Source organism: Pseudomonas sp. 05N431 (genome assembly GCF_056397005.1).
This window is the reverse complement of the sequence record NZ_JBFTMN010000002.1, coordinates 40,192-62,113: the sequence shown is the minus strand read 5'-3', so window position 1 is coordinate 62,113 and position 21,922 is coordinate 40,192. Positions and strand designations below refer to the sequence as shown.

Below are 21,922 nucleotides of genomic sequence, written 5' to 3'. Positions count from 1 at the left end.
CCCAGTGGCTTGCCTTGGGATTTCTCCTTTTTTGCTCTTGAAGCTCCCCAAAAACAAGTCCAGAATTAAGTCTTTTCCTGCTTCGGAAATAAAAGAAACCCCTTAGATTTCAATGGGTAAGACGCTAGATGCGAGTCTCGTTTCCCGCTCCAAATACAGAAAAACGCCACTCAATGAGTGGCGTTTTTTTTTGCGCGTTATTTTGTTGTCAGCATTGAAAGAAGAGGCTTTTGCCTCTTTTTTCCGTTTCAACAGGTTCCACTCGAAACCACTACCAGCGACGTTTTTTTAGTACATCGTCGGCGCTTGGCAGATCACTTTTTCTTGGTGCCCGCCTCACTGGAAACCGTACAGGTCACCTCCACCCATCCATACAAGTCGGAGACTGTACGATGGCCCTTGCGCTGCCTCGACCAGAAGGATTGCCTGATCGGTGACGCGTTACCTGCGTCTGGTCGAAATGCCGGTAGCCAAGATCCTGTAAGCATGTGCCGTGGTCGACATCCAGATTTACGCAAGGTTGTAGCAATGGCCTTGTCTGGATTACTTGATTGACGTCAACCGTATGTGTCGGCCCGCTCTGTATTCTGCGCTGAAACCGACTGTTGGTAGCGCAAGGCTTATCGCTTATGACTGAATTGACACTGACTCACCTCGACTCACTGGGACGCGCACGAATGGTCGATGTTACGGATAAAGGCGTGACGTCTCGAGAAGCAGTGGCTGAGGCATGGGTTCATATGCTTGCCGAGACCCGACAACTGATTGCCAGTGGGGCTCACCCTAAAGGTGATGTATTTGCGGTAGCGCGGATCGCTGGCATTCAGGCGGCCAAACGCACGAGCGAGTTGATTCCGCTCTGTCATCCGCTGCTTTTGAGCAGTGTTAACGTTGAGTTGAGTTTTGAAGGTGACCAACGCGTACGCATTGTTTCTCGGTGCAAGTTGTCCGGACAGACCGGTGTCGAGATGGAGGCACTGACCGCCGCGAGTGTGGCGGCCTTGACCCTGTATGACATGTGCAAGGCCGTGGACCGGGGCATGAGTATCGAATCGGTGCGGCTGTTGGAGAAACGGGGTGGTAAAAGCGGTTGGTATCAGGCGTTGGAACAATGAAACTGAATGTTTTGTATTTCTCGCGGTACCGCGAAACGCTGGGCCGTGACGATGAAACGATTGAAGGTGATTTCACTTCTGTCGATCAGTTGCGTCTGCACCTGATACATCGTTCCGGTGTCTGGCGGGTGCTGGCCGAACAGAACCTCATGTGTTCCCGCAACCAGGACATGTGTGGGCTCGATGAGCCGTTGATAGACGGTGATGAAGTGGGTTTTTTCCCGACCGTAACGGGAGGGTGAGTCGATGATTCGAGTTCAGACAGGCAGCTTCGACCCCGGTACCGAAATCAACACGCTGCATGCTTTGAGCCTTGATGTCGGCGCGGTGGTGAGCTGTGTAGGGTATGTGCGTGACTCCAACGTCGGACGGGAAGTCGCCGGCCTGTTTCTTGAGCATTACCCCGGGATGACCGAAAAGGTGCTTGGCAAGATCGCCGACGAAGCTCGACAGCGCTGGCCGTTACTTGGATGGGTGTTGATCCATCGAATCGGAGCGTTGAAACCGGGAGAGCCTATTGTGTTTGTCGGCATCAGCAGCAGTCATCGTCAGGCGGCTTTCGAGGCCTGCGCGTTCGTGATGGATTACCTGAAAACCCGCGCGCCATTCTGGAAGAAAGAACAGACGGCCGAGAGTTCCCATTGGGTTGAAGCTCGTAACAGTGATCGCGAGGCGGCGCAACGATGGGATTGACGTTTCCCTCGCTGTGAGTGAATCGTGTTCATTTGTATTGAGAGCGAGAATCCCATGCTCTATCCGCTGTTTCTGACGTTGCATCTGTTTGCCGCGCTGATTTTTATCGGCACGGTGTTCTTCGAAGTCCTGTTCCTTGAAAGTATCCGCAAGCAGCTGCCCGTCAAGGTCATGTTGCTGGTCGAACAGGGGGGCGGCCGACGTGCCCGCACCTTGATTCCATGGGTTCTGCTGGTATTGTTCGGCGCCGGACTGGGGATGGTCTGGCTGCGTTATTTGCCGGCCCTTGCAACGCCGATGACCTCATCATTCGGCACATTGCTGATGTTGAAGATCGTGATGGCCGTCAGCGTACTGCTGCATTTCCTGGTCGCCATGTGTTTGTTCAAAAGTGGCCGGATGAGTGCCCGATACCTGCATTTCATCCATGGCAGCCTGTTCTGCCACATGATCGTCATCGTACTGTTGGCCAAGTGGATGTTTTACCTGACGTGGTGACTGTACGTAACGGGTGTCTGTTGCGCGACAAGCACCTTGCTCGCGCTTGATACAAATCAAGGAGCATTGATCGCCAAACCCCGACACTGGCGGTCCGCAGTCAGTCTCTGAGACCCGTCATGCTCAATTTATTCCGCAACTCCGGCGAGCTGAACGTTCGTTGCGATCAAGGCGTGCTCGATCCCAACGGCCATGTCGACACTGAAAAGTTCCATGACAGTATCGGCTCTCTGGACTTGCTTCGTGCCTTGCGCGTCAGCCGACAGAAGTGCCGTCCGCTGTCGCTGAATGTGCAACTGCCTTCTAACCTGAAGCCTTCCTTGTGTTCCCCTCGCGATATTTCATGCGAACACAGTGGTGTCGAACACTATCTTCAGCGTCTGCAACATGAGATCGACCTCGTCGGTTGTCACCTGGGGACCGGACAGCGGGTCGAGCAGTTTCATCTGGGGGGCGGAACACCTGCCATCACCCACCTGAGACGGCTGATGAATCACCTTCGTGGTCGATTCAACTTTCTTGGACATGAGTGCGCTGACTACAGCGTAGAAGTGGACCTTCACCATACCGATTGGTCGACCATGGGCGTGCTACGTGATCTGGGGTTCAACCATGTCAGCATCGGAGTTCCAGACATCGGTGCCGACAGTGCGATGTCGGTGACCTGCTACCAGAACCCGGCACCGATCCATTCGCTTATCGATGCCGCTCGTACCTTCGGTTATCGATCCATCAATGTCGATCTGGGTTATGGCCACGACTGGCAGACGCCAGAAAGTTTTGCGCTGAAACTGGCAACCATCATCGAACTGGAGCCGGACCGGCTGCTGGTGTTTGATTATGCCCGGCCACCTCAACGCTATCGGCCAAAGGCCGCAGACAAAATCAGGGCGTTTTGCAGCGAAGAAGACAAAGGCGCCATGCGCCGGATCAGTTTTGAACAGTTGATCGGTGCCGGTTATCACTACATTGGCCTGGGGCAGTTTGTCCGGCCCGATGACGATTTGGCGATTGCTCAGGAGCGCGGCCGATTACGTCGCAATAGTGAGGGATTTACCCGTCACGGATATTGCGACCATATAGGGTTCGGTTTGGGCGCTATCAGCCAGATCGACGATTTGTATGCGCAAAACACCGACAAACAGGAGCTGTATCAGCAGCAACTGGACATGGATCAATTGCCGACGAGCCGTGGCTGGCGCTGTGAGACAGGGAATCAGGTCAGGCACATGGTCGTGGAGCGCCTGGCATGTGATCTGGAGCTGGATATCCAGGCAATCGAGACGCGCTATGGACTTATTTTTCGTCAGTACTTTTCCGCCGTCTGTCCTGTGCTGGAGCGATTGACCCGTGAGGGGTTGATTGAGTTGTCTGATCGTTTCATCAGTATTCTTCCGGCCGGTCGGCCGCACGTGGATGCCATCTGCAACCTGTTTGAAAAGGATTCGGGCAGGGCGGGGCGTGAACCCCATTGCGAGTGGATTGATCATGACAACTTCGTTTGATTTCAATCGCGCCCTGGTCGAAAAGTATGACCGCCCGGGGCCGCGCTATACCTCTTACCCGACTGCGCCGCAGTTTCATCAGGCGTTCGCCGTCGATGACTATCAGCGTGCCGCCTCGGACAGCAACCAGGCGGCAACGCCAAAATCGTTGTCGGTGTACATCCACATCCCGTTCTGCAAGAGCCTTTGTTATTACTGCGCCTGCAATAAAATCATTACCCGCAAAACCCACCGCGCCGTCGAGTACCTGACGTACCTCAAGCGCGAAATCGCGATGCAAGCTGCCTTGTTCGACCGCACCCGCAAACTCACACAACTGCACCTGGGTGGTGGCACGCCGACCTATTTGACCAGCGAGCAACTGGCTGACCTTATGGACTGCCTGCATCAGGCATTCGACATGGATGACAGCGATGACCATGAGTTTTCCATTGAAGTCGACCCTCGCACCATCAGCACTGAACAGATCCAGTCGCTGCGCGGGTTGGGGTTCAATCGCCTGAGCTTCGGCGTGCAGGACTTCGATCCCGACGTGCAGGCCGCGGTCAATCGTCAGCAAAGTGAAGGGCAAATTTACGCACTGGTCGCTGCTGCGCGTCAGGCGAAATTCAAGTCGATCAGCGTCGATCTTATCTACGGCCTGCCTTTGCAAACCATGAACAGTTTCGACGTCACCCTCGGCAAGATCATCGCGTTGCGCCCGGACCGGATTGCAGCCTACAGCTACGCCCATTTGCCAGAGTTGGTGCGCGCGCAACGGCTGATTCGTCCGGCCGATATGCCGCCACCTGAGCGCAAGCTGGAGTTGCTTGAACTGACTGTCCGTCGTCTGACCGAGGCCGGTTATGTCTATATCGGCATGGACCATTTCGCCTTGCCGGACGATGAGTTGGCGTTGGCTCGGGCGAATGGCACGTTGCAGCGTAATTTCCAGGGTTATTCCACCCACGCCGACTGTGATTTGATCGGTCTCGGGGTGTCTTCGATCGGCAAGGTCGGCGATAGCTACAGCCAGAGCGTCAAGGAGCTTTCGCAGTATTACGCGCGACTCGATCAAGGTTTGTTACCGGTCCATCGAGGTTACCGCTTGAGCGCCGACGATCAGCTTCGCCGTGAAGTGATCAGCGATCTGATGTGTCATGGCCGGATCGACTTCGGCAAGTTTGAAACGCGTCATGCCATCTGCTTTACCGAATATTTTGCCGATGCGCTGATGCAACTGGACGAGCATGTTCGCGATGGATTGCTGCAGATTCACGAAGATGCGTTGGTGTTGTTGCCCCACGGGCATTTGATGATGCGCAGCGTGGCGATGGCGTTTGACGCCTATCTGGACGGTGATCAAAAAGGCCGGTTTTCACGCACCGTTTGAAGTCCCCGGCTCCGGGGACGCGTCAGCGGTGGCCAACGTGATTGTTTTTCAACTGTCCCAAGGTGCTCGGGGTGTCTACGGTCAGGACTGGAAAGTCGACTACTCGCTTGATCGCGATCAAGTTTGTCGGCCATGTCACTTGCCAGGTTGTCGCAGGCGCCCGTAGCGTGTTGCTTGAATCCGCTTTTGGAACAGACAGCCCATGGACCGTATCCCGTCTTGCGAACACAAGGTCGACCCCTTCTATCAACCGCTGAATAATGAGGAGGTACTGTTCGAGCAAGCCTGGCGTCACGGCATGCCGGTGCTGATCAAAGGCCCGACCGGGTGCGGCAAGACCCGTTTCGTCCAGCACATGGCCCATCGATTGAAACTGCCGCTCTACACCGTGGCTTGCCACGACGACCTGAGTGCCGCCGACCTCATCGGCCGGCATCTGATCGGCGCCCAGGGTACGTGGTGGCAGGATGGACCGTTGACCCGTGCGGTGCGAGAAGGGGGTATCTGCTACCTCGACGAAGTGGTCGAGGCCCGTCAGGACACGGTGGTGGTACTGCATCCACTGGCCGATGATCGTCGGGAATTGTTTCTGGAACGCATCGGCGAAGTGTTGAAGGCGCCGCCCTCATTCATGCTGGTGGTGTCGTACAACCCCGGTTATCAGAACCTGCTCAAAGGCATGAAACCCAGCACCCGGCAACGCTTCGTGGCGATGCGTTTCGGCTATCCGCCGGTGGCTGACGAAGAGCGCATTGTCGCCAGGGAAGCGCAGGTGGACTGCGCCCTGGCGGCGCAAGTGGTCAGGCTGGGGCAGGCGCTGCGCCGGCTCGATCAGCATGATCTGGAAGAGGTCGCCTCGACGCGGCTGCTGATTTTCACGGCGCGAATGATCCGCTCCGGCATGAGTCCGCGTGAGGCGTGCATGGCCTGCCTGGCCGAGCCGTTGAGCGATGATCCGCTGACGGTTGCGGCGCTGATGGACGTGGTTGATGTCCACTTCGGCTGAGTCCAGGGGCGTTGCGCATGGTCACCTGCCGGGCGACTTGGCGATGTGGTTTTTCATTCTGGCCGAGCTGTCGGTGTTTGCGATTTTGATCCTGGCGTTTGCCGTGACCCAGGCGCTCAAGCCGCAGCTGTTCGGCGAAAGCCGCCTGTTGCTCAACACCTCTACCGGCCTGGCGATGACCCTGAGCCTGCTCACCGCCGGGCTGTTCGCCGCGCTGGCTCAGGAGCAAGTCAGGCGCTCTCGGTCCCGCCAAGGCGCCGTGCTTTTGCTGGCAGCGTTGCTTGCCGGTAGCGTCTACGTGGTGTTGAAACTTACCGAATACCAGCACTTGCTGGCCTCGGGGCTGGGCATGGAGCACAACACTTTTTTCACCCTTTACTGGATCCTCACCGGTTTTCATTTCCTCCATGTATTGCTCGGCATGGTCATTCTCGGATGTCTGGCCGAGCGGTGTCGTCGTGGCTTGTACAGCGAAGACAACCGCAGCGGGTTTGAATCCGGCGTGCTGTATTGGCACATGGTCGACCTGATCTGGGTCGTGCTGTTTCCGCTGGTCTACGTGCTGAATTGACGGGAGGTTTTATGTCCGCTTCCAGGTTACTGCTGGTCTGCTGGGCCGCGCTGGCCACGTTAAGCGTGTGCACGGTGGTGCTGGCACAGGTGGGCGTGACCTGGCAGCTGTCCATTGCCATCTTGGGGGTAGCGGTCGGCAAGGCCTGCCTGATCACCGATGGTTTCATGGAGCTGCGCCGCGCGCCCAGACTATGGCGCCGCTTGATGTTGAGCTGGGCGCTGGTATTGGCGGCACTTGTGGGGCTGAGTCTGTTGTCAGTCCTCTCTGGATAATACCCGACCAAAACCATCTGATTTTCTTGATCGCCATCAAGCCGGTTTCAACCCTGCGCTTCCTAGAATGGACGGGTCAAGCAAAGAGGAAGCGACCATGTCAGAGACCTTCACCAAAGGCATGGCCAGGAATATCTACTTCGGGGGAAGTGTCTTCTTCTTCCTGATATTCCTGGCCTTGACCTATCACTCGGAACAGACCTTTCCCGCCCGTAGCAATGAAGCGCAGCTAAGCGAATCAGTGGTGCGCGGCAAGTTGGTATGGGAGCAAAACAACTGCGTCGGCTGCCACACATTGCTGGGTGAGGGCGCCTACTTTGCGCCTGAACTGGGCAACGTGTTCCAGCGTCGTGGCGGGGAGGCGGGCTTCAAACCTTTTCTGCATGCTTGGATGAAAATGCAGCCGCTGGGCGTACCGGGTCGGCGAGCGATGCCGCAGTTCAACTTGAGTGACCAGGAGGTGGACGACATCGCCGAGTTCCTCAAGTGGAGCTCGAAAATCAACACCAATGGCTGGCCGCCAAACAAGGAGGGCTGAGAGATGAGCGTGACTAATCCACATCTGAAATTTGCCTCGCAAGCCGTGGCCAAACCGTACTTCGTGTTTGCCCTGATACTGTTTCTCGGTCAGGTGGTGTTCGGTTTGATCATGGGCCTGCAATACGTGGTGGGGGACTTTCTGTTCCCGGCCATTCCCTTCAACGTGTCGCGGATGGTGCACACCAACCTGCTGATCATATGGTTGCTGTTCGGCTTTATGGGCGCTGCTTACTACCTGATTCCGGAAGAGGCCGACCGTGAACTGCACAGTCCGAAGCTGGCACTCATCCTGTTCTGGGTATTCGCCGCCACCGGTGTATTGACGATCCTGGGTTATCTGCTGGTGCCTTATGCGGGCCTGGCCAAGTTGACCCACAATGAGCTGCTACCGACCATGGGCCGCGTTTATCTGGAGCAGCCGACCATCACCAAGATGGGGATTGTGCTGGTGTGCCTGGGCTTTCTCTACAACATCGGCATGACTCTGCTTAAAGGTCGCAAGACCACAGTGAGCGTGGTCATGATGACCGGGCTGATCCTGCTTGCAGTGTTCTTCCTGTTCTCCTTCTATAACCCCGGAAACCTGGTCCGCGACAAGTTCTACTGGTGGTGGGTGGTGCATCTTTGGGTGGAAGGTGTATGGGAGTTGATCATGGGCTCGATGCTGGCTTTCGTGCTGATCAAGATCACCGGGGTAGACCGGGAAGTGGTGGAGAAATGGCTCTATGTAATCATCGCCATGGCGCTGATTACCGGGATCATCGGCACCGGTCACCACTACTTCTGGATCGGTGGGCCAGAGGTCTGGTTATGGGTCGGTTCAATCTTCTCCGCACTGGAGCCGCTGCCCTTCCTGGCGATGGTGATATTCGCCTTCAGTATGGTGAAGAACCGGCGTCGGCAACACCCGAACCGCGCCGCGACGCTATGGGCCAAGGGCACCACGGTGACCGCCTTTTTCGGCGCTGGTGTCTGGGGTTTTCTGCATACCCTGGCACCGGTCAACTACTACACCCATGGCACGCAGTTGACGAACGCTCACGCCCACCTGTCGTTCTATGGGGCTTACGCGATGATCGTGATGACGTTGATCAGCTACGCCATGCCACGCTTGCGCGGGTTGGGTGAGGCCGGCGACGAGCGCTCGCAGACTCTGGAGATCTGGGGATTCTGGTTGATGACCCTGTCGATGGTGATGATCACGCTGCTGCTCACTGCTGCCGGTGTTGTACAGATCTACCTGCAACGCTGGCACGCCGACGGTATTGCCTTGCCGTTCATGGCCACGGTTGATCATTTGCAGGTGCTGTTCTGGGCGCGTCTGGGGGCCGGGGTCGGTTTCCTCGCCGGGCTGCTCTGCTATTTGTTCAGCTTCAAGCAGCGGGGTCGCGCCGCCTTGCGCGCCCCGGCGGCGGTGGTGCCTTCATGAGCCGGATCAACGGCTAGAAAAGGTCGGCCCGGCTGATACAGCGGGCCGTTTTTTTGGTGTCCAAGAAGGGCAAACAGCATGGCCTTTACCGTCGAACTGGAAGAGTGGGTAGGCAGTGCCTGGCACCGCTTCATCACCCGGCGCGCCAGCCCGGATTTCCCCGAAGCACGGGTTGAGCTGATCAACCAGCAACGCCCGCTGGCGCTGTTGTTCCGCGCCACGGGTGGTGCGAATGGCATCGGGCTTGAAGCGGCCAGCGACCGCGATCTGCTGCTGCGGCGCAACGTGCTGCAGCAAATCGCCGGCACCTGCAAGCAAGTGCCCTTGGCGTGGTGTGACGAGAATACCCTGCGGCTGCCGTCGAGCCTCGCGGTGTTCCCTGAAGTCGCACTGAATGAGGAACTCTATCGTTGGCTCGCGTTGCTGGCAGCGCAGGCCGGTCAGATGCGGCATTGGGGGCGGGACAACCAGCGCTGGACGCAATTGCTGTTGCGGCGCTATCCAGCGCTACGCGCGCGCTACCAGCGATTGGTCGAGGCCCACCTGCAATTGCGTCCGGATCCGGCATCGTTGAACAGCAATGAAGCCGCACTGGAACGGGCGTTACGCCAGGCGCTACGCGAGCCGGGTAGTGTCGAGCATTTTCCCCGCAGCGAACGGGCGGCGTGGCCACTGCCGCTTTGGTTGTACCCACCGCAACATCTCGCCAGCCCGCAGGCTGCCGATCTGGGCGATGAATCCGAAGAGTCTTTGACGACGTCTCCCGGCGAGCAGAAAGGCGGGCGCAAACGCGCCAAACGCATTGACGACAGCAGCCGTGACGGCGGGCTATTGGTGGTCCGCCTGGAGAACCTGTTCAGTTGGACCGAACACGTGGACCTGGATCGCTGGTCGGACGACAGCGAAGACCCGGACGCCGCCAGGGTCGCTGATGATCTGGACGAATTGACCCTGTCGCGCACCCGGCTGCGCAAGGGCGGCGGGCTGAAGCTGCACCTGGATTTACCACCGGCCGATGTCGACGATATTCCCTTGGGCGAGGGCATCAAGTTGCCAGAGTGGGACTATCGAAAACAGCAGATGCAGGGCGCCTTCGTCAATCTGCAAATGATGGTGCCCCGTGACTGTGAAGCGCAGCCGCTGCCGCCACGGTTGAAGGTTTCGGCGCAGCGCCTGCGACGCCAATTCGAGCATTTGCGCAATGACCGTCAGTGGTTACGCCAGCAACTTCAGGGCTCGGAACTGGACATGCAGGCCTGGCTGGATTTTCACGTTGAACGCGAGCATGGCCAGTGTGCCGAGCGCGGTCTGTTCATGGAGCAACGCCAGACGCGCCGCGACCTGGCGTGCCTGTTGCTGGCCGATGTGTCGATGTCCACCGATGCGCACCTGAACGATGAGCATCGTGTGATTGATGTCATCCGCGACACGCTGTTGCTGTTTGGCGAAACCCTGTCGGGGCTGGGGGATGATTTCGCCCTGTACGGGTTTTCCTCGCTGCGTCGTCAGCAAGTGCGCATGCAGGAACTCAAGTCCTTCACCCAGCGTTATGACGACAACACCCGCGGTCGTATTCAAGGGCTCAAGCCGGGGTATTACACGCGCATGGGGGCCGCGATTCGCCAGGCCACGCGCCTGCTGGGCAGCAGCAAACGGCGCAGTAAACTGTTGCTGTTGCTGACAGATGGCAAACCGAATGATCTGGATTTGTACGAGGGCCGCTACGGTGTTGAAGACACCCGCGAGGCGGTGCTGGAGGCACGGCGTCAAGGATTGACGCCGTTCTGTATCACCATTGATCGTGAGGCCGGGGATTACCTGCCGTACATGTTTGGCGCCAATGGCTACACCGTGATCCGTCAGCCTGAGCAATTACCGCTGCGCTTGCCGCAGTTGTATCGCCAACTGACTCAGCCTTGAGCCCGGGTCTGACTCAAGCAGCATCAACTGATGCCGCGCGGCAACCAGAAAAACATCGCTATGCAAAAGATTGTCAGGCCGATACAGAACCACCTGAACCGGCGCAGTCGACGTTCCTGAGCACGTTCGGCCATCGCCGGCAGGGGCATGCCGCATTGGAGGCAATCGGATTGTTTTGGCGGGTTAGGGTGTTGGCAATACAGGCAGACGGGCAAGGTGCTCACTCAAACTGCTCCAGGCGCAGACGATCAAGAATGGCGATCTGGCGGCCGTCCTGAGTGATGATGTTTTCATCGATCAGGCGCCGGATGATCCGCGAAAAGGTTTCCGGCTGGATCGACAGATGCCCGGCAATCAGTTGCTTGGCCATCGGCAGCTCGAAATGGCTGTTTACGGTTTGCTGGCGCACCAGTTGCGTCAACAGGTAACGCACGACCCGGTGGGTGGCGTTTTTCAGGGACAAGGTTTCGATTTCATTGACCCGTTGATGCAAGCGAACGCAGAGCTTGCCGAGCAACGCAAAGGTCAACCGGCTGTTGCTCTGGAGCAGGCGCATGTAGGTGCTGTTGAACAGCCGGTAGAGCTGGGTGGGGCAGACCGCCTCGGCCGAGGCTACATAATTGGGTGTGTCCATCAACATCATCGCCTCGGCGAAGGTTTGTCGATCACCGATGACTTCAAACACTTTCTCCTGCCCATCGGGTGTCAACCGGTAGATTTTCACCGCCCCGGCAATTATGAAATAGAACGAATCTGCCGGCTCACCCTGACGGAACAACGGCTCGCCTTTGTCGATGCTCAGCAAGTGGCTGGTACTCATCAACTCATCCAGCTGTTCTTCATTCAACGGCTCGAACAAGTGATGACTGCGCAGAATCTGGTGATGGACGCGATGAAGCACCATGGAAATTCATCCTGAAGATTGAGGAAGGAGCGGTTGTCCCGTCAGACGAGGCCCAGGGAGAGGCTGCTGGCCAAGGCCAGGACTGAGGTCAACACCACAAACCAGGCCAGTGGCTGGATGATTTTTTTCATGACGGCTCCGGGCAATCGAGAGGGATCCAGGATTTCTATGAGGTTGCCCATGCAGAGCAAGACGCGGGCCAGGCTCGGAGGCCCTTGTTTATTGGGGGTGTCAGGAGATTGGGTAAAAAAGACCATGAGGCTAATGGTTTAAATAACCCTTAAATGGTCATTTGTACCCTGAGCCGATCACCCTGTGGTGAGGAAGCTTGCTCCCGCTGGAGTGCGAAGCGCTCCCACACATCGGCCATCGCAAACCTTCAGATACAACGCGTCAGCCGGTCTACGGCTGCTGCGCACCCGAGCGGGAGCAAGCGCCCTCGCCACAAAGGGCACGCGCTCGGCATCGGGGCACGCCCCTTGCACACTTGATCTGCGACAAAGGCAATGGATCGGTAATACCCGATGATGGCCCCAGGATTTACCTCGGCACCTGCGGGTTGGTGCCAGGTCCGCAACAAGGCAGAGGAGTGGCTTTATGCAAGTGCTTGAGCGCCGTAAAGCGTTGGCGATCCCACCGCTGTTACGGCTGGCCTTTCGGCCATTTTTCCTCGCGGGCTGCCTGTTGGCGGTGCTGGTCATACCGCTTTGGCTGGCCGCCTTCAGTGGTGGGATTTCCGGCTGGCAGCCGGCAGGCGGTTGGCTGGGCTGGCATCGGCATGAGCTGTTGTTCGGGTTTGCGCTGGCGATTATCGCGGGCTTTCTGCTGACGGCCGTGCAGACCTGGACCGGTCGCCCCGGCCTCAGCGGCAAACCTTTGGCTGCGCTGGCGCTGCTGTGGTTATTGGCGCGAGTGGCCTGGCTGGCCAACGCACCGTGGCCGTTGCTCGCGGTGTTGGAGCTGGCGTTCCCGTTGGCGGTGGCGGTCCTCATGGGCTTCACCTTGTGGAAGGTGCGGCAGAAACGTAACTACCCGATTGTGCTGGTTTTGCTGTTGTTGGCCGTGGCCGATGGGTTGTCCCTGTATGGCTTGGTCGAGGGGCATGAAGGCTGGCAGCGCCAGGGCGTGCTGACCGGCATCTGGCTGGTGGCGGCGATGATGGGGTTGATCGGCGGGCGGGTGATTCCGTTCTTCACCCAGCGTGGCCTTGGTCGGGTGGAAGGTGTTGCCGCCTGGCCCTGGCTGGATCGACTGCTGTTGGTCGGTTCGCCGTTGGTGGCGTTGTTGTATGCCGCAGGACCCGCGCTCGTTCCCAATGTCTGGGTAGGTCTGCTGTTCGCGGTGCTGGCGGCAGGGCATCTGGTGCGTCTGGTGCGCTGGCATGACCGGGCACTCTGGCGCGTGCCGTTGCTGTGGTCGTTGCACCTGGCCTATGGCTGGCTGGCGGTGGCGTGTCTCGGGATGGCGTTCTGGCATTTTGGTGTGCCGGTCAACCCGAGCCTGGCGGTGCACTGTCTGACCATTGGGGCCATGGGCGGCCTGGTGCTGGCGATGATCGCGCGGGTCAGCCTCGGGCACACCGGCCGTGCACTGGAGCCGCCGTCGGGCATGACCCTGGCGTTCATCGTGCTCAACCTGGCGTGTCTGAGCCGAGTGGTGTTGATCCTGTTTTTCCCATTGCCGGCGTTGTGGCTGGCCGGTCTGTGCTGGACGCTGGCGTTTGCGTTGTACGCCTGGCGTTATGGGCCGATGCTGCTGCGCACCCGAGTTGACGGTCATCCGGGATGAGCCAGCGAACTGAAGGAGACGGACGCTGATGTATCCCTATCTGTTGGTCACACACCTGTTGGCGGCGATTGCCTTTATCGGCACGCTGTTTTTCGAGGTGGTGATCTGGCATCACGCCCGCCAGCATTTGATGGCGGCCGCGCAATTGACCGCGGACCAGACGATTGCAGTGCGTTCGCGCAAGGTGCTGCACGGCGTGGTGTTGCTGTTATATGGCGCCGGCATCGGTTTGGCATGGCAGTACCGGGGCGCATTGAGTCAGCCGCTGGCCAGCAGTTTTGGTACGTTGCTGAGCCTGAAAATCCTGTTGGCCCTGAGCATCATTGGTCATTACTTGCTGCTGGCCTATTGGCTGACCCACGCGCGCCTGACCGCGACCCGCGCAAGCTGGATTCGCCGCAGCATCCTCGGGCACATGCTGTTGATCGTGATCCTGGCCAAGGCCATGTTCTATTGGCATGGCTGATCGCAAGACGTCCTTCACAAACAAAACCCGCGTCAACCGGTGGGATGGCGCGGGTTGGGTGTGGCCGGCAAGCGATCAATGGCGGGGGGTCAGGGCGTTAATGAACAACACGTTGTTTTCCAGGTGGATGTGCTGCATCAAGTCGTCTTTGAACTCCAGCAGTCCGCGATAGAGCGCACACCAGGTGTTGCAGGCATCGGCGGGCGGGATTATGTGGTTGGTCAGGGCGAGCATCTTTTCCAGCGCTTCGCCATGTTGATCATGTTCGAAGCGCAGCACCTGGATCGGCGGAGCCGCTTGAGCACCGATGCCCTTTTGCAGCATCGGGAAGAGCACTTGTTCTTCCTTGAGCATGTGGCCTTCGAGTTCTTGTTGCATGTCGGTCAGGAGATCGGCCAAGCCATTGGGGCAGCTGCTGCGCGCGCCGTGGACGTGCTCGACCCGGCGGGCCAGACGGATCAGTTCCGGCAGTTGCTCGCGGTGGCGGGCGTGATAGCGCGTGAGGAGGTGGGCGATCAACAGTTCCGACGGCTCGTTGCGCCAGTCGTGCTGGGTTTCACCGGCGTCTTGCAGAGTGTGCAGGGCATCGGCAATCAGCATCGGGTCGAGGTTTTTGCCCTGGGCTGCTTCACGGAGGCTTTTATGGCCGCCACAGCAGAAGTCCAGTTTGAAGGTATGAAATATCCGGGTGGCACCGGGTATATCGCAGGCCAGTTGGCCGAGGCTTTGTTCCAGTAGGGTCTGGCTCATCGGGGTTCCTTATTTGGGTTTCAACGGTTCCCCAGGCTCATTGCATCCGGCATGCCATATTTAAACGACTGATTCATATGGATTAATTTTTAGTTGTGGTGATAGATACCCTGACGCTTCAGGGTGAATCCAACCATAGAGGGTAATTACTACCATGCTGCGAGAAAGCCTGGCAGCCGACCTGATTGTCGAGTTGCCCAATGCCGTACGCTTGCAACGACTGGTGCAGACCCTGCGCGAATACTTCAACAGTGGCGCGGTGGGATTACTGCGTCTGGACGACGACAGTCTCAGGCCTGTCGCGACGGTGGGGCTGGTGCATGAGGCATTGGGGCGCCGGTTTGTCATTGCTCAGCATCCTCGGCTGGCAGCGATCATGGCGTCGCGCGAGCCGACCTGGTTCGAGCCGGACAGTCGACTGCCGGACCCCTATGACGGCCTGCTCGACAACCATGTCGGCGAGCCGTTGCCGGTGCATGACTGCATGGGTGTGAGCCTGTATGTGGAGGGTCGCGTCTGGGGCGCGATCACCCTCGATGCGCTGCATGCCGGAACCTTCGACAGCCGTGCGCGGGAGGAGCTCAAGCGTTGCACGTTGCAGATCGAAGCCGCCGTGCGCGTCACCCGGCTTGAACAGGAAAACCGCAGCTTGCGCTTGTCCCGCAGCGATCTTCAAGACCTGCGGATGCCTGCGGATGACGGTGAAATCCTTGGGCAAAGTGAGGTATTGCGCCAGTTGCTCAATGAGCTGGATGTACTGGCCGACGCCGATCTACCGGTATTGCTGTTGGGCGAAACGGGCGTCGGCAAGGAGCTGTTCGCCCGACGGCTGCACCGTCTTTCGCGTCGCAGCCATAAGCCGCTGGTACAGGTCAACTGTGCCGCCTTGCCGGAGTCTTTGGCAGAGAGTGAGTTGTTCGGTCATGTCAAAGGCGCATTTTCCGGCGCCACCAGTGATCGCGCGGGTCGTTTCGATGCGGCCAACGGCGGCACGCTGTTTCTCGATGAAGTGGGTGAATTGCCGTTAAGCGTTCAAGCGAAGTTGTTGCGAACTTTGCAAAACGGCGAGATCCAGCGACTGGGGGCGGACAAGCCGTTGCATGTCGATGTGCGAATCATCGCCGCGACCAACCGGCATCTGCCAGACAGTATCCGCGACGGCCTGTTTCGTGCGGACCTGTATCACCGGCTCTCGGTATACCCGGTGCCGATTCCGTCCCTGCGTGAACGCGGTCACGATGTGTTGATGCTGGCCGGGCACTTTCTGGAACTCAATCGGGCGCGGCTCGGCCTGCGTGGTTTGCGCTTGTCGCCTGCGGCCGAGCGGGCCTTGCTGGCGTATACCTGGCCGGGCAATGTGCGCGAGCTGGAGCATGTGATCAGTCGCGCCGCGTTGAAGCAGCTCAGCCGTGGCACCAGTCGCGCGCTGATCATGACGCTGGAGCCGCAAGTCCTCGATCTCGACAGTACGATGAGCGCTGCAGGGGCGAGCGTCGAACCGCCACGGGAAGTGACGTCTGATGTGCCATTCCAGGCCCTGAGCGACGCTGTGGACGATTGTCAGCGGCAAAAAATTCTCCATGCCCTGAGCCTTTCCGGGGAAAACTGGGCCAGCGCCGCGCGGTTGCTGGAAGTCGATCCCAGCAATCTGCACAAACTGGCCCGGCGTCTTCGCCTTAAGTAAGCCAGGGCGGCGCAGCATGTTGATGGCGGTCAAGGTGGCTTGGCGCAGTGGCTCGCACACTGCGCAAAACCTTCCGGAGATCACCGTCATGCCCCTTTCCCTGGCTCAGATGCGCCGTAACTACACCCTTAATGGCCTGCAGGATGAGGCTGCGCTGGACGATCCCCTGGCCATGTTTCGACAGTGGTTGCAACAGGCACGCGACACCGAGTGCGCGCCTGTCGAGGCCAACAGCATGATGTTGGCGACGGTCGACAGTGACGGGCGACCACATTGCCGGGTTCTGCTGCTCAAAGGCTTGAGCGACGACGGCTTTACGTTTTTCGGCAATTACCAGAGCGACAAGGGCCTGCAACTGGCCGCTAACCCGAATGCCGCCATGACGTTTTTCTGGCCGGGGCTGGAGCGTCAGGTTCGTATTGAAGGGCAGGTGTCCAGGCTCGACCCGCAACTCTCGGACGCGTACTTCGATTCCCGCTCCATGGCCAGTAGGCTGGGTGCCTGGGCTTCACCGCAGAGCCGGCCGCTGGTCAGTCGGGCAGCGCTGGAATCGCTGTTGGCCGACACCATCAAGCGTTTCGTTGGCCAGACCGTGCCGCGACCCGGGCATTGGGGCGGCTACTGCCTGCACCCGGAACGCCTGGAGTTCTGGCAGGGGCGTGCCGACCGCTTGCATGACCGTCTCGATTACCGCCTGCGGGACAGGGTGTGGTATCGCAGCCGCCTGGCGCCTTGAGCCTCTATTTGCCCTGTCGAGGTACCTCCTTGGAGGAATAGGCCGGGCCGCGATTGCGGTTCAGGCTTGGCCAAACCCTCATCTACGGGAAGGCTTGGATATGGCCCATCTGGCGCAACGCACGTTTGAACCCCTGAACATTGCCGTGTTGACCATCAGCGATACGCGCACCTTCGAGACCGACACCTCGGGACAGACCCTGACTGATTTGCTGCAAACGGCCGGGCATGTGCTGGTCGATCGTGATCTGGTCAAGGATGATATTTATCAGATCCGCGCAAAGGTATCCCTCTGGATCGCCGACCCCAAGGTGCAGGTTGTACTGATGACCGGCGGCACCGGCTTCACCGCTCGCGACAACACGCCGCAAGCCGTCTTGCCCTTGCTGGACAAACATGTGGAAGGTTTTGGCGAACTGTTCCGTCAGGTCTCCCTGGCGGAAATCGGCATGTCCAGTTTGCAGTCACGGGCATTGGCCGGGATGAGCAACGGCGTGCTGGTGTGTTGCGTTCCGGGTTCGCCGGGGGCCTGCCGAACAGCCTGGAACATGATCCTGTTGGAACAACTGGACAGTCGCACCGGCCCGTGCAACTTCGCCCCGCATTTGAAGCCGCAAACGCAGCGGGTCATCGACGCCTGCGAGACACGCTCATGAGCGGTCGGGTGTGCGATCTCGGCAACCTGATACCCGTCGACGAGGCCATTGATCGTTTGCTGGATCAGGCACCGCCACCTCCCATGGCGCATATGATCCCTCTGGATCAAGCCATGGGGCGAGTTCTGGCGACGGACCTTCATTCCCAGGTGAACCTGCCGGCCTGGGACAACAGTGCCATGGACGGTTATGCCCTCAGGGCGGCCGACCTGCCATCTGAGGGTGGTTGTCTGCCGATTGGCGGGCGAATTGCGGCGGGGGATCAGGCCTGCTTACCCTTGATCGCACAGCAGGCGGTGCAGATATTTACCGGTGCGCCATTGCCTGCGGGGGCCGATACGGTGGTGCCACAGGAGCGCTGCCGTATCGAGGGCGAGCGTGTCTGGTTCCCGCCTGTGATTGCGGGTGATCACGTGCGTAAGAAAGGCGAAGAGGTTCGTCGAGGCGATCTGTTACTCAAGGCCGGCAAGCGTCTGCGCGCACAAGAACTGGGGTTGCTGGCCGGCGCAGGTGTAGCGCGGGTCGAGGTCTATCGACCGTTGCAGGTGTGCTTGCTCAGCAGCGGCAATGAACTGCGTGAGCCGGGCGATGCATTGGCGCGGGGGCAGATTTACAACAGCAATCGCTATTGCCTGGCTGCGCTGTTGCGCGGTTGGGGCGTCGAGGTTCACGACTATGGCGTCATGGCTGATGAGTTGGCGGCCAGTCGGCATGCCTTGAGCCTGGCTTCTTCGGAATGCGACATGCTGCTGAGTTCCGGCGGCGTGTCGGTAGGCGAGGAGGACCACCTCAAACAGGCAATCGAGGAACTGGGCAGCGTGGATTTCTGGCGGCTGGCCATTCAGCCGGGTAAACCATTGGCTTATGGCGAAGTTGCCGGCAAACCCTGGATCGGCATGCCGGGCAATCCTTCGGCGGCGCTGATTACCGCGTTGGTGGTGGTGCGTCCGTTCCTGCTCAGGGCCCAGGGCGTGACTGAAGTGCTGCCGGTGCCATTAGCCGTCCCGGCCGGATTCGACTGGTTGCAACGCAACAAGCGCCGGCAGTACCTGCGGGCAAGGCTGACGCCTGGTGCTGACGGCCAGTTGAGCGTGGAGCTGCACCCTCAGCAAAGCTCGGCGATGTTGACCGCTGCCTGCTGGGCCGACGGGCTCGCGGTGATCGAGTGCGAGCAGCAAGTGCTCAAGCACGACAACGTGATGTTCCTGTCCTTCGCCGACCTGATGCATTGATGGCAATTGATTGCCGTCAAGGCCGTGCCTGCTGGTCTGGCTAGACTGTGTGGCGAGGGAGCTTGCTCCCGCTGGGTCGCGAAGCGGCCCTGTTATTTAGGCCTGCTGCGCAGTCCAGCGTCGGAACGCCGCCCGGAGCAAGCTCGCTCGCCACAAGCGCATTCCAACCATGACTGATTAGGCCCCGGACTGCGTTTTTTCATGAGGATTACCCATGCAACTGGTCTGCCCGGCAGGGAATCTGCCTGCGCTTAAAGCGGCGGTGCGCCAAGGCGCCGATGCCGTCTATGTCGGCTTTCGCGATGACACCAACGCCCGGCATTTCGCGGGCCTGAACATGGACGACAAGCAGTTCGACGCTGCGGTCGCCCACATCCGTCAGCATCAACGCAAACTCTACGTCGCCGTCAACACTTACCCGCAACCCAAGGGCTGGGAGCGCTGGCAGCGGGCGGTCGATCGAGCCGCCGATTTCGGCGTGGATGCGCTGATCGCCGCCGACCCCGGGGTGCTCAACTATGCCAGTCAGCGACATCCGCAATTGGCCTTGCACCTGTCGGTCCAGGGCTCGGCAACCCATGCCGCGGCGCTGGAGTTTTATGCCCAGCGCTACGGTATTCGACGCGCCGTGTTGCCGCGGGTGTTGTCGTTGGCGCAAGTACGCCAGGTTGCCGCCAGCAGCCCGGTACCCATCGAGGTGTTTGGCTTCGGCAGCTTGTGCATCATGGCTGAAGGGCGTTGCCACCTGTCCTCCTACATTACCGGCGAGTCGCCGAACCTGTGCGGTGTCTGTTCGCCGGCCAAGGCGGTGCGCTGGAGCGAGGACGCTCAAGGCTTGAGCGCACGACTCAGCGAAGTGCTGATCGACCGCTATACCCCTGATGAACCGGCCGGTTACCCGACCTTGTGCAAGGGTCGCTTCCTGGTCGACGGCAAACGCTTTCATGCGCTGGAGGAACCCACCAGCCTCGACACCCTCGACTTGCTCCCGGAGCTGACGGCCATCGGTGTCGAAGCGGTAAAAATCGAGGGCCGTCAACGCAGTCCGGCCTATGTCGAACAAGTCACTCGCGTCTGGCGGGCGGCACTGGATGCCCATCGTGGTTCACCGGGCAGTTTTCGGGTCAAGGAGGAATGGCGTCAGGTGCTGGCCGGCTTGTCCGAAGGTAGCCAGACCACTCTGGGTGCTTATCATCGATCATGGCAATGAGGGACGGAACATGAAGCTCAGCTTGGGACCGGTCCTGTTTTATTGGGACAAAGCGCAACTCAGCAACTTTTACGCCGAGATGTCGGCCTTGCCTCTGGATGTGATTTATCTGGGAGAAACCGTGTGTTCGAAACGCCGGGCCTTTTCACTGGATCAGTGGCTCGGGTTGGGGCGCGAGTTACAGGCCTGCAGCCAGGCGCAGCTGGTGATCTCCAGCCTGACACTGATCGAAGCCGCGTCCGAACTCTCCAGCCTGCGCCGGCTCTGCGACAACGGCCAATTGCTGGTGGAGGCCAACGACATGGGCGCGGTGCAGTTCCTGGCCGAGCGCAAATTGCCGTTCGTGGGTGGTCCGGCGCTCAATTTGTACAATGGGCACGCGCTGACGCAATTGCTGGACTGCGGAATGACCCGTTGGGTGCCGCCAGTAGAATGTTCGGCAGCGTTGATTGGCGATGTGATCGAGCAGGTCCGCGGACTTGGCCGCAAAGTACCGGAAGTGGAAATCTTCGCCTATGGGCATTTGCCGTTGGCCTATTCCGCACGGTGTTTTACGGCCCGTGCGGAAAACCGGCCCAAGGACGACTGCCAGTTTTGCTGTATCAACTACCCCGATGGTCTCGCGCTGACCAGCCAGGAAGGGCAGCCGTTGTTCACCCTCAATGGCATTCAAACGATGTCGGCGCAGGTGACTAATCTACTGGCCGATTATTCCGGGCTGGTGGCCTGCGGCGCCGATCTGCTGCGTCTGAGCCCGCGTGCTCAGGGCATGGCCGAGGTGATCGACGCCTATCAACGGGTTCGTCTGGGCGAGACACCGCCGCTGTTCGTCGAAGGCTGCAATGGTTACTGGCATGGCCAGGCCGGCATGTTGCGCGTCGAGGAGGTTGGCCTGTGTTGAGCCGAAAAAAGTGGCTGTTGAAAGGGGCCGACCGCTTACTGCCGCTGGTGCGTCGGGTGCCTTTTGCCGTGCAGCGCCTGGCGTTGCAACAGGCACTGAATCGCTGCCTCGCCGAGCCATTGCGCGAGGGTGAGTTCGAAGTATTGCGCGGGCGTTGGCTGTGCCTGCGGATTCCGGATCTGGGCTTGTCCTGGTACCTGACCCTGGGCCGCGAGGGCTTGCAAATTGCCAGGCAGGCCACGGCTCACGTGACCATCAGCGGCAATTGGCGAGAGTTTCTGCTCCTGGCCAGTCGTCAGGAAGATCCGGACACGCTGTTTTTTCGCCGGCGTCTGGTCATCGAAGGTGATACCGAGCTGGGGCTGGCGCTGAAGAACCTGATCGACAGTCTTGATCCCGATGTTTTGCCTGTTTGGTTGTGGCGCAATCTGGAGCGGGCGGGGAAGGGGTTGGTGGCGGTGTGAGAATCCTGCGAAGGCGGCCTGACAGCCTGCCTGTCTCCTGCGGATGTACACAGATATCCTGTGGAGCTGCCGCAGGCTGCGATCTTTTGATCTTGCTCTTCGGCATCTCCGAAACCGCCAAAAGATCACAGGCTGCGCCAGCTCACCGACCGCGTATCCCGCAATAACCTTGTAAACGCGAAGCCCTTTGGAGGAGGTATGCGCTCCA

24 protein-coding genes are annotated in these 21,922 nt (G+C 59.3%); 21 read left to right on the top strand and 3 right to left on the bottom strand.

Annotated features, from left to right (window positions below; translation table 11 throughout):
- Positions 1-629 precede the first annotated feature (629 nt).
- The 12 genes from moaC to AC1DIG_RS03240 all read left to right on the top strand — a co-directional run bounded on the left by moaC (position 630) and on the right by AC1DIG_RS03240 (position 10,924).
- Positions 630-1,115: a cyclic pyranopterin monophosphate synthase MoaC gene (moaC, locus tag AC1DIG_RS03295; protein ID WP_477766130.1), complete on the top strand. Its 486-nt coding sequence runs from the start codon at positions 630-632 to the stop codon at positions 1,113-1,115.
- Positions 1,112-1,357, top strand: coding sequence for a MoaD/ThiS family protein (locus tag AC1DIG_RS03290; protein ID WP_477766129.1), 246 nt, complete (start codon positions 1,112-1,114; stop codon positions 1,355-1,357). The genes moaC and AC1DIG_RS03290 overlap by 4 nt, the downstream gene beginning before the upstream one ends.
- Positions 1,358-1,361: 4 nt before the next feature.
- Entirely contained in the window at positions 1,362-1,808 is a 447-nt protein-coding gene (gene moaE / locus AC1DIG_RS03285) for a molybdopterin synthase catalytic subunit MoaE (RefSeq protein ID WP_477766128.1), read from the top strand.
- A 54-nt stretch (positions 1,809-1,862) separates the two neighbouring features.
- The gene (locus AC1DIG_RS03280) at positions 1,863-2,306 is read left to right on the top strand and encodes a CopD family copper resistance protein (RefSeq protein WP_477766127.1); all 444 of its coding nucleotides are present in this window, start codon (positions 1,863-1,865) and stop codon (positions 2,304-2,306) included.
- A 119-nt stretch (positions 2,307-2,425) separates the two neighbouring features.
- Positions 2,426-3,811, top strand: coding sequence for an oxygen-independent coproporphyrinogen III oxidase (locus AC1DIG_RS03275; RefSeq protein WP_477766126.1), 1,386 nt, complete (start codon positions 2,426-2,428; stop codon positions 3,809-3,811).
- Positions 3,795-5,183, top strand: a complete 1,389-nt coding sequence (gene hemN / locus AC1DIG_RS03270; RefSeq protein ID WP_477766125.1) for an oxygen-independent coproporphyrinogen III oxidase — start codon at positions 3,795-3,797, stop codon at positions 5,181-5,183. The genes AC1DIG_RS03275 and hemN overlap by 17 nt, the downstream gene beginning before the upstream one ends.
- A 202-nt stretch (positions 5,184-5,385) precedes the next feature.
- Positions 5,386-6,189 (top strand): CbbQ/NirQ/NorQ/GpvN family protein, encoded by an 804-nt coding sequence (locus AC1DIG_RS03265; RefSeq protein WP_253912233.1) that lies wholly within the window; start codon positions 5,386-5,388, stop codon positions 6,187-6,189.
- Positions 6,173-6,760 carry a cytochrome c oxidase subunit 3 gene (locus tag AC1DIG_RS03260; protein WP_477766124.1) on the top strand — a complete coding sequence of 196 codons (588 nt, stop codon included), beginning with the start codon at positions 6,173-6,175 and terminating at the stop codon, positions 6,758-6,760. The genes AC1DIG_RS03265 and AC1DIG_RS03260 overlap by 17 nt, the downstream gene beginning before the upstream one ends.
- Before the next feature lie 11 nt (positions 6,761-6,771).
- Complete coding sequence (locus AC1DIG_RS03255; RefSeq protein ID WP_019690904.1) at positions 6,772-7,035, top strand: cytochrome C oxidase subunit IV family protein; 264 nt, start codon at positions 6,772-6,774, stop codon at positions 7,033-7,035.
- Positions 7,036-7,132: 97 nt separating this feature from the next.
- Entirely contained in the window at positions 7,133-7,573 is a 441-nt protein-coding gene (locus AC1DIG_RS03250; protein ID WP_216744494.1) for a c-type cytochrome, read from the top strand.
- 3 nt (positions 7,574-7,576) lie between these two features.
- Complete coding sequence (locus tag AC1DIG_RS03245; protein WP_477766123.1) at positions 7,577-9,004, top strand: cbb3-type cytochrome c oxidase subunit I; 1,428 nt, start codon at positions 7,577-7,579, stop codon at positions 9,002-9,004.
- 78 nt (positions 9,005-9,082) lie between these two features.
- Entirely contained in the window at positions 9,083-10,924 is a 1,842-nt protein-coding gene (locus tag AC1DIG_RS03240; RefSeq protein WP_477766122.1) for a nitric oxide reductase activation protein NorD, read from the top strand.
- Positions 10,925-10,947: 23 nt separating this feature from the next.
- Here the strand turns inward: AC1DIG_RS03240 and AC1DIG_RS03235 are convergent, their stop codons facing one another.
- Both AC1DIG_RS03235 and AC1DIG_RS03230 read right to left on the bottom strand, forming a co-directional pair.
- A complete protein-coding gene (locus AC1DIG_RS03235; RefSeq protein ID WP_477766121.1) occupies positions 10,948-11,148 on the bottom strand; it encodes a protein DnrP in 201 nt (66 codons plus the stop codon).
- Entirely contained in the window at positions 11,145-11,828 is a 684-nt protein-coding gene (locus tag AC1DIG_RS03230) for a Crp/Fnr family transcriptional regulator (RefSeq protein ID WP_477766120.1), read from the bottom strand. Before AC1DIG_RS03230 ends, AC1DIG_RS03235 begins: the two co-directional genes overlap by 4 nt.
- Before the next feature lie 597 nt (positions 11,829-12,425).
- Here AC1DIG_RS03230 and AC1DIG_RS03225 point away from each other — a divergent pair.
- Positions 12,426-13,616 carry an NnrS family protein gene (locus tag AC1DIG_RS03225; protein ID WP_477766119.1) on the top strand — a complete coding sequence of 397 codons (1,191 nt, stop codon included), beginning with the start codon at positions 12,426-12,428 and terminating at the stop codon, positions 13,614-13,616.
- A 28-nt stretch (positions 13,617-13,644) separates the two neighbouring features.
- Complete coding sequence (locus AC1DIG_RS03220) at positions 13,645-14,082, top strand: hypothetical protein (protein ID WP_477766118.1); 438 nt, start codon at positions 13,645-13,647, stop codon at positions 14,080-14,082.
- Between the two features lie 75 nt (positions 14,083-14,157).
- Here the strand turns inward: AC1DIG_RS03220 and ytfE are convergent, their stop codons facing one another.
- Positions 14,158-14,832 (bottom strand): iron-sulfur cluster repair protein YtfE, encoded by a 675-nt coding sequence (gene ytfE / locus AC1DIG_RS03215; RefSeq protein WP_477766117.1) that lies wholly within the window; start codon positions 14,830-14,832, stop codon positions 14,158-14,160.
- A 154-nt stretch (positions 14,833-14,986) separates the two neighbouring features.
- Here ytfE and norR point away from each other — a divergent pair, with 154 nt between their 5' ends.
- The 7 genes from norR to ubiT all read left to right on the top strand — a co-directional run bounded on the left by norR (position 14,987) and on the right by ubiT (position 21,714).
- Positions 14,987-16,516 (top strand): nitric oxide reductase transcriptional regulator NorR, encoded by a 1,530-nt coding sequence (gene norR, locus AC1DIG_RS03210; RefSeq protein ID WP_477766116.1) that lies wholly within the window; start codon positions 14,987-14,989, stop codon positions 16,514-16,516.
- 88 nt (positions 16,517-16,604) lie between these two features.
- The gene (gene pdxH, locus AC1DIG_RS03205; RefSeq protein ID WP_477766115.1) at positions 16,605-17,252 is read left to right on the top strand and encodes a pyridoxamine 5'-phosphate oxidase; all 648 of its coding nucleotides are present in this window, start codon (positions 16,605-16,607) and stop codon (positions 17,250-17,252) included.
- 100 nt (positions 17,253-17,352) lie between these two features.
- On the top strand, positions 17,353-17,907 hold the full coding sequence (moaB, locus tag AC1DIG_RS03200) for a molybdenum cofactor biosynthesis protein B (protein ID WP_103315272.1): 555 nt from the start codon (positions 17,353-17,355) through the stop codon (positions 17,905-17,907).
- On the top strand, positions 17,904-19,139 hold the full coding sequence (locus AC1DIG_RS03195; RefSeq protein ID WP_477766114.1) for a molybdopterin molybdotransferase MoeA: 1,236 nt from the start codon (positions 17,904-17,906) through the stop codon (positions 19,137-19,139). The genes moaB and AC1DIG_RS03195 overlap by 4 nt, the downstream gene beginning before the upstream one ends.
- A gap of 214 nt (positions 19,140-19,353) precedes the next feature.
- The gene (gene ubiU, locus AC1DIG_RS03190; RefSeq protein ID WP_216744484.1) at positions 19,354-20,349 is read left to right on the top strand and encodes a ubiquinone anaerobic biosynthesis protein UbiU; all 996 of its coding nucleotides are present in this window, start codon (positions 19,354-19,356) and stop codon (positions 20,347-20,349) included.
- A gap of 10 nt (positions 20,350-20,359) precedes the next feature.
- Positions 20,360-21,250: a U32 family peptidase gene (locus AC1DIG_RS03185; RefSeq protein ID WP_477766113.1), complete on the top strand. Its 891-nt coding sequence runs from the start codon at positions 20,360-20,362 to the stop codon at positions 21,248-21,250.
- Complete coding sequence (ubiT, locus tag AC1DIG_RS03180) at positions 21,244-21,714, top strand: ubiquinone anaerobic biosynthesis accessory factor UbiT (RefSeq protein ID WP_477766112.1); 471 nt, start codon at positions 21,244-21,246, stop codon at positions 21,712-21,714. The genes AC1DIG_RS03185 and ubiT overlap by 7 nt, the downstream gene beginning before the upstream one ends.
- The last annotated feature ends 208 nt before the right edge of the window (positions 21,715-21,922 follow it).

Excerpts from the sequence above, each read along its gene's own strand:
- AC1DIG_RS03250 (WP_216744494.1), top strand. The coding sequence starts at position 7,133 with ATGTCAGAGACCTTCACCAAAGGCATGGCCAGGAATATCTACTTCGGG.
- AC1DIG_RS03280 (WP_477766127.1), top strand. The coding sequence starts at position 1,863 with ATGCTCTATCCGCTGTTTCTGACGTTGCATCTGTTTGCCGCGCTGATT.
- AC1DIG_RS03245 (WP_477766123.1), top strand. The coding sequence starts at position 7,577 with ATGAGCGTGACTAATCCACATCTGAAATTTGCCTCGCAAGCCGTGGCC.
- moaC (WP_477766130.1), top strand. The coding sequence starts at position 630 with ATGACTGAATTGACACTGACTCACCTCGACTCACTGGGACGCGCACGA.
- ytfE (WP_477766117.1), bottom strand. The coding sequence starts at position 14,832 with ATGAGCCAGACCCTACTGGAACAAAGCCTCGGCCAACTGGCCTGCGAT.
- AC1DIG_RS03185 (WP_477766113.1), top strand. The coding sequence starts at position 20,360 with ATGAAGCTCAGCTTGGGACCGGTCCTGTTTTATTGGGACAAAGCGCAA.
- pdxH (WP_477766115.1), top strand. The coding sequence starts at position 16,605 with ATGCCCCTTTCCCTGGCTCAGATGCGCCGTAACTACACCCTTAATGGC.
- moaE (WP_477766128.1), top strand. The coding sequence starts at position 1,362 with ATGATTCGAGTTCAGACAGGCAGCTTCGACCCCGGTACCGAAATCAAC.
- AC1DIG_RS03230 (WP_477766120.1), bottom strand. The coding sequence starts at position 11,828 with ATGGTGCTTCATCGCGTCCATCACCAGATTCTGCGCAGTCATCACTTG.
- AC1DIG_RS03290 (WP_477766129.1), top strand. The coding sequence starts at position 1,112 with ATGAAACTGAATGTTTTGTATTTCTCGCGGTACCGCGAAACGCTGGGC.
- AC1DIG_RS03220 (WP_477766118.1), top strand. The coding sequence starts at position 13,645 with ATGTATCCCTATCTGTTGGTCACACACCTGTTGGCGGCGATTGCCTTT.
- norR (WP_477766116.1), top strand. The coding sequence starts at position 14,987 with ATGCTGCGAGAAAGCCTGGCAGCCGACCTGATTGTCGAGTTGCCCAAT.
- moaB (WP_103315272.1), top strand. The coding sequence starts at position 17,353 with ATGGCCCATCTGGCGCAACGCACGTTTGAACCCCTGAACATTGCCGTG.
- hemN (WP_477766125.1), top strand. The coding sequence starts at position 3,795 with ATGACAACTTCGTTTGATTTCAATCGCGCCCTGGTCGAAAAGTATGAC.
- AC1DIG_RS03265 (WP_253912233.1), top strand. The coding sequence starts at position 5,386 with ATGGACCGTATCCCGTCTTGCGAACACAAGGTCGACCCCTTCTATCAA.
- AC1DIG_RS03260 (WP_477766124.1), top strand. The coding sequence starts at position 6,173 with ATGTCCACTTCGGCTGAGTCCAGGGGCGTTGCGCATGGTCACCTGCCG.
- AC1DIG_RS03240 (WP_477766122.1), top strand. The coding sequence starts at position 9,083 with ATGGCCTTTACCGTCGAACTGGAAGAGTGGGTAGGCAGTGCCTGGCAC.
- ubiU (WP_216744484.1), top strand. The coding sequence starts at position 19,354 with ATGCAACTGGTCTGCCCGGCAGGGAATCTGCCTGCGCTTAAAGCGGCG.
- AC1DIG_RS03195 (WP_477766114.1), top strand. The coding sequence starts at position 17,904 with ATGAGCGGTCGGGTGTGCGATCTCGGCAACCTGATACCCGTCGACGAG.
- AC1DIG_RS03255 (WP_019690904.1), top strand. The coding sequence starts at position 6,772 with ATGTCCGCTTCCAGGTTACTGCTGGTCTGCTGGGCCGCGCTGGCCACG.
- AC1DIG_RS03225 (WP_477766119.1), top strand. The coding sequence starts at position 12,426 with ATGCAAGTGCTTGAGCGCCGTAAAGCGTTGGCGATCCCACCGCTGTTA.
- AC1DIG_RS03275 (WP_477766126.1), top strand. The coding sequence starts at position 2,426 with ATGCTCAATTTATTCCGCAACTCCGGCGAGCTGAACGTTCGTTGCGAT.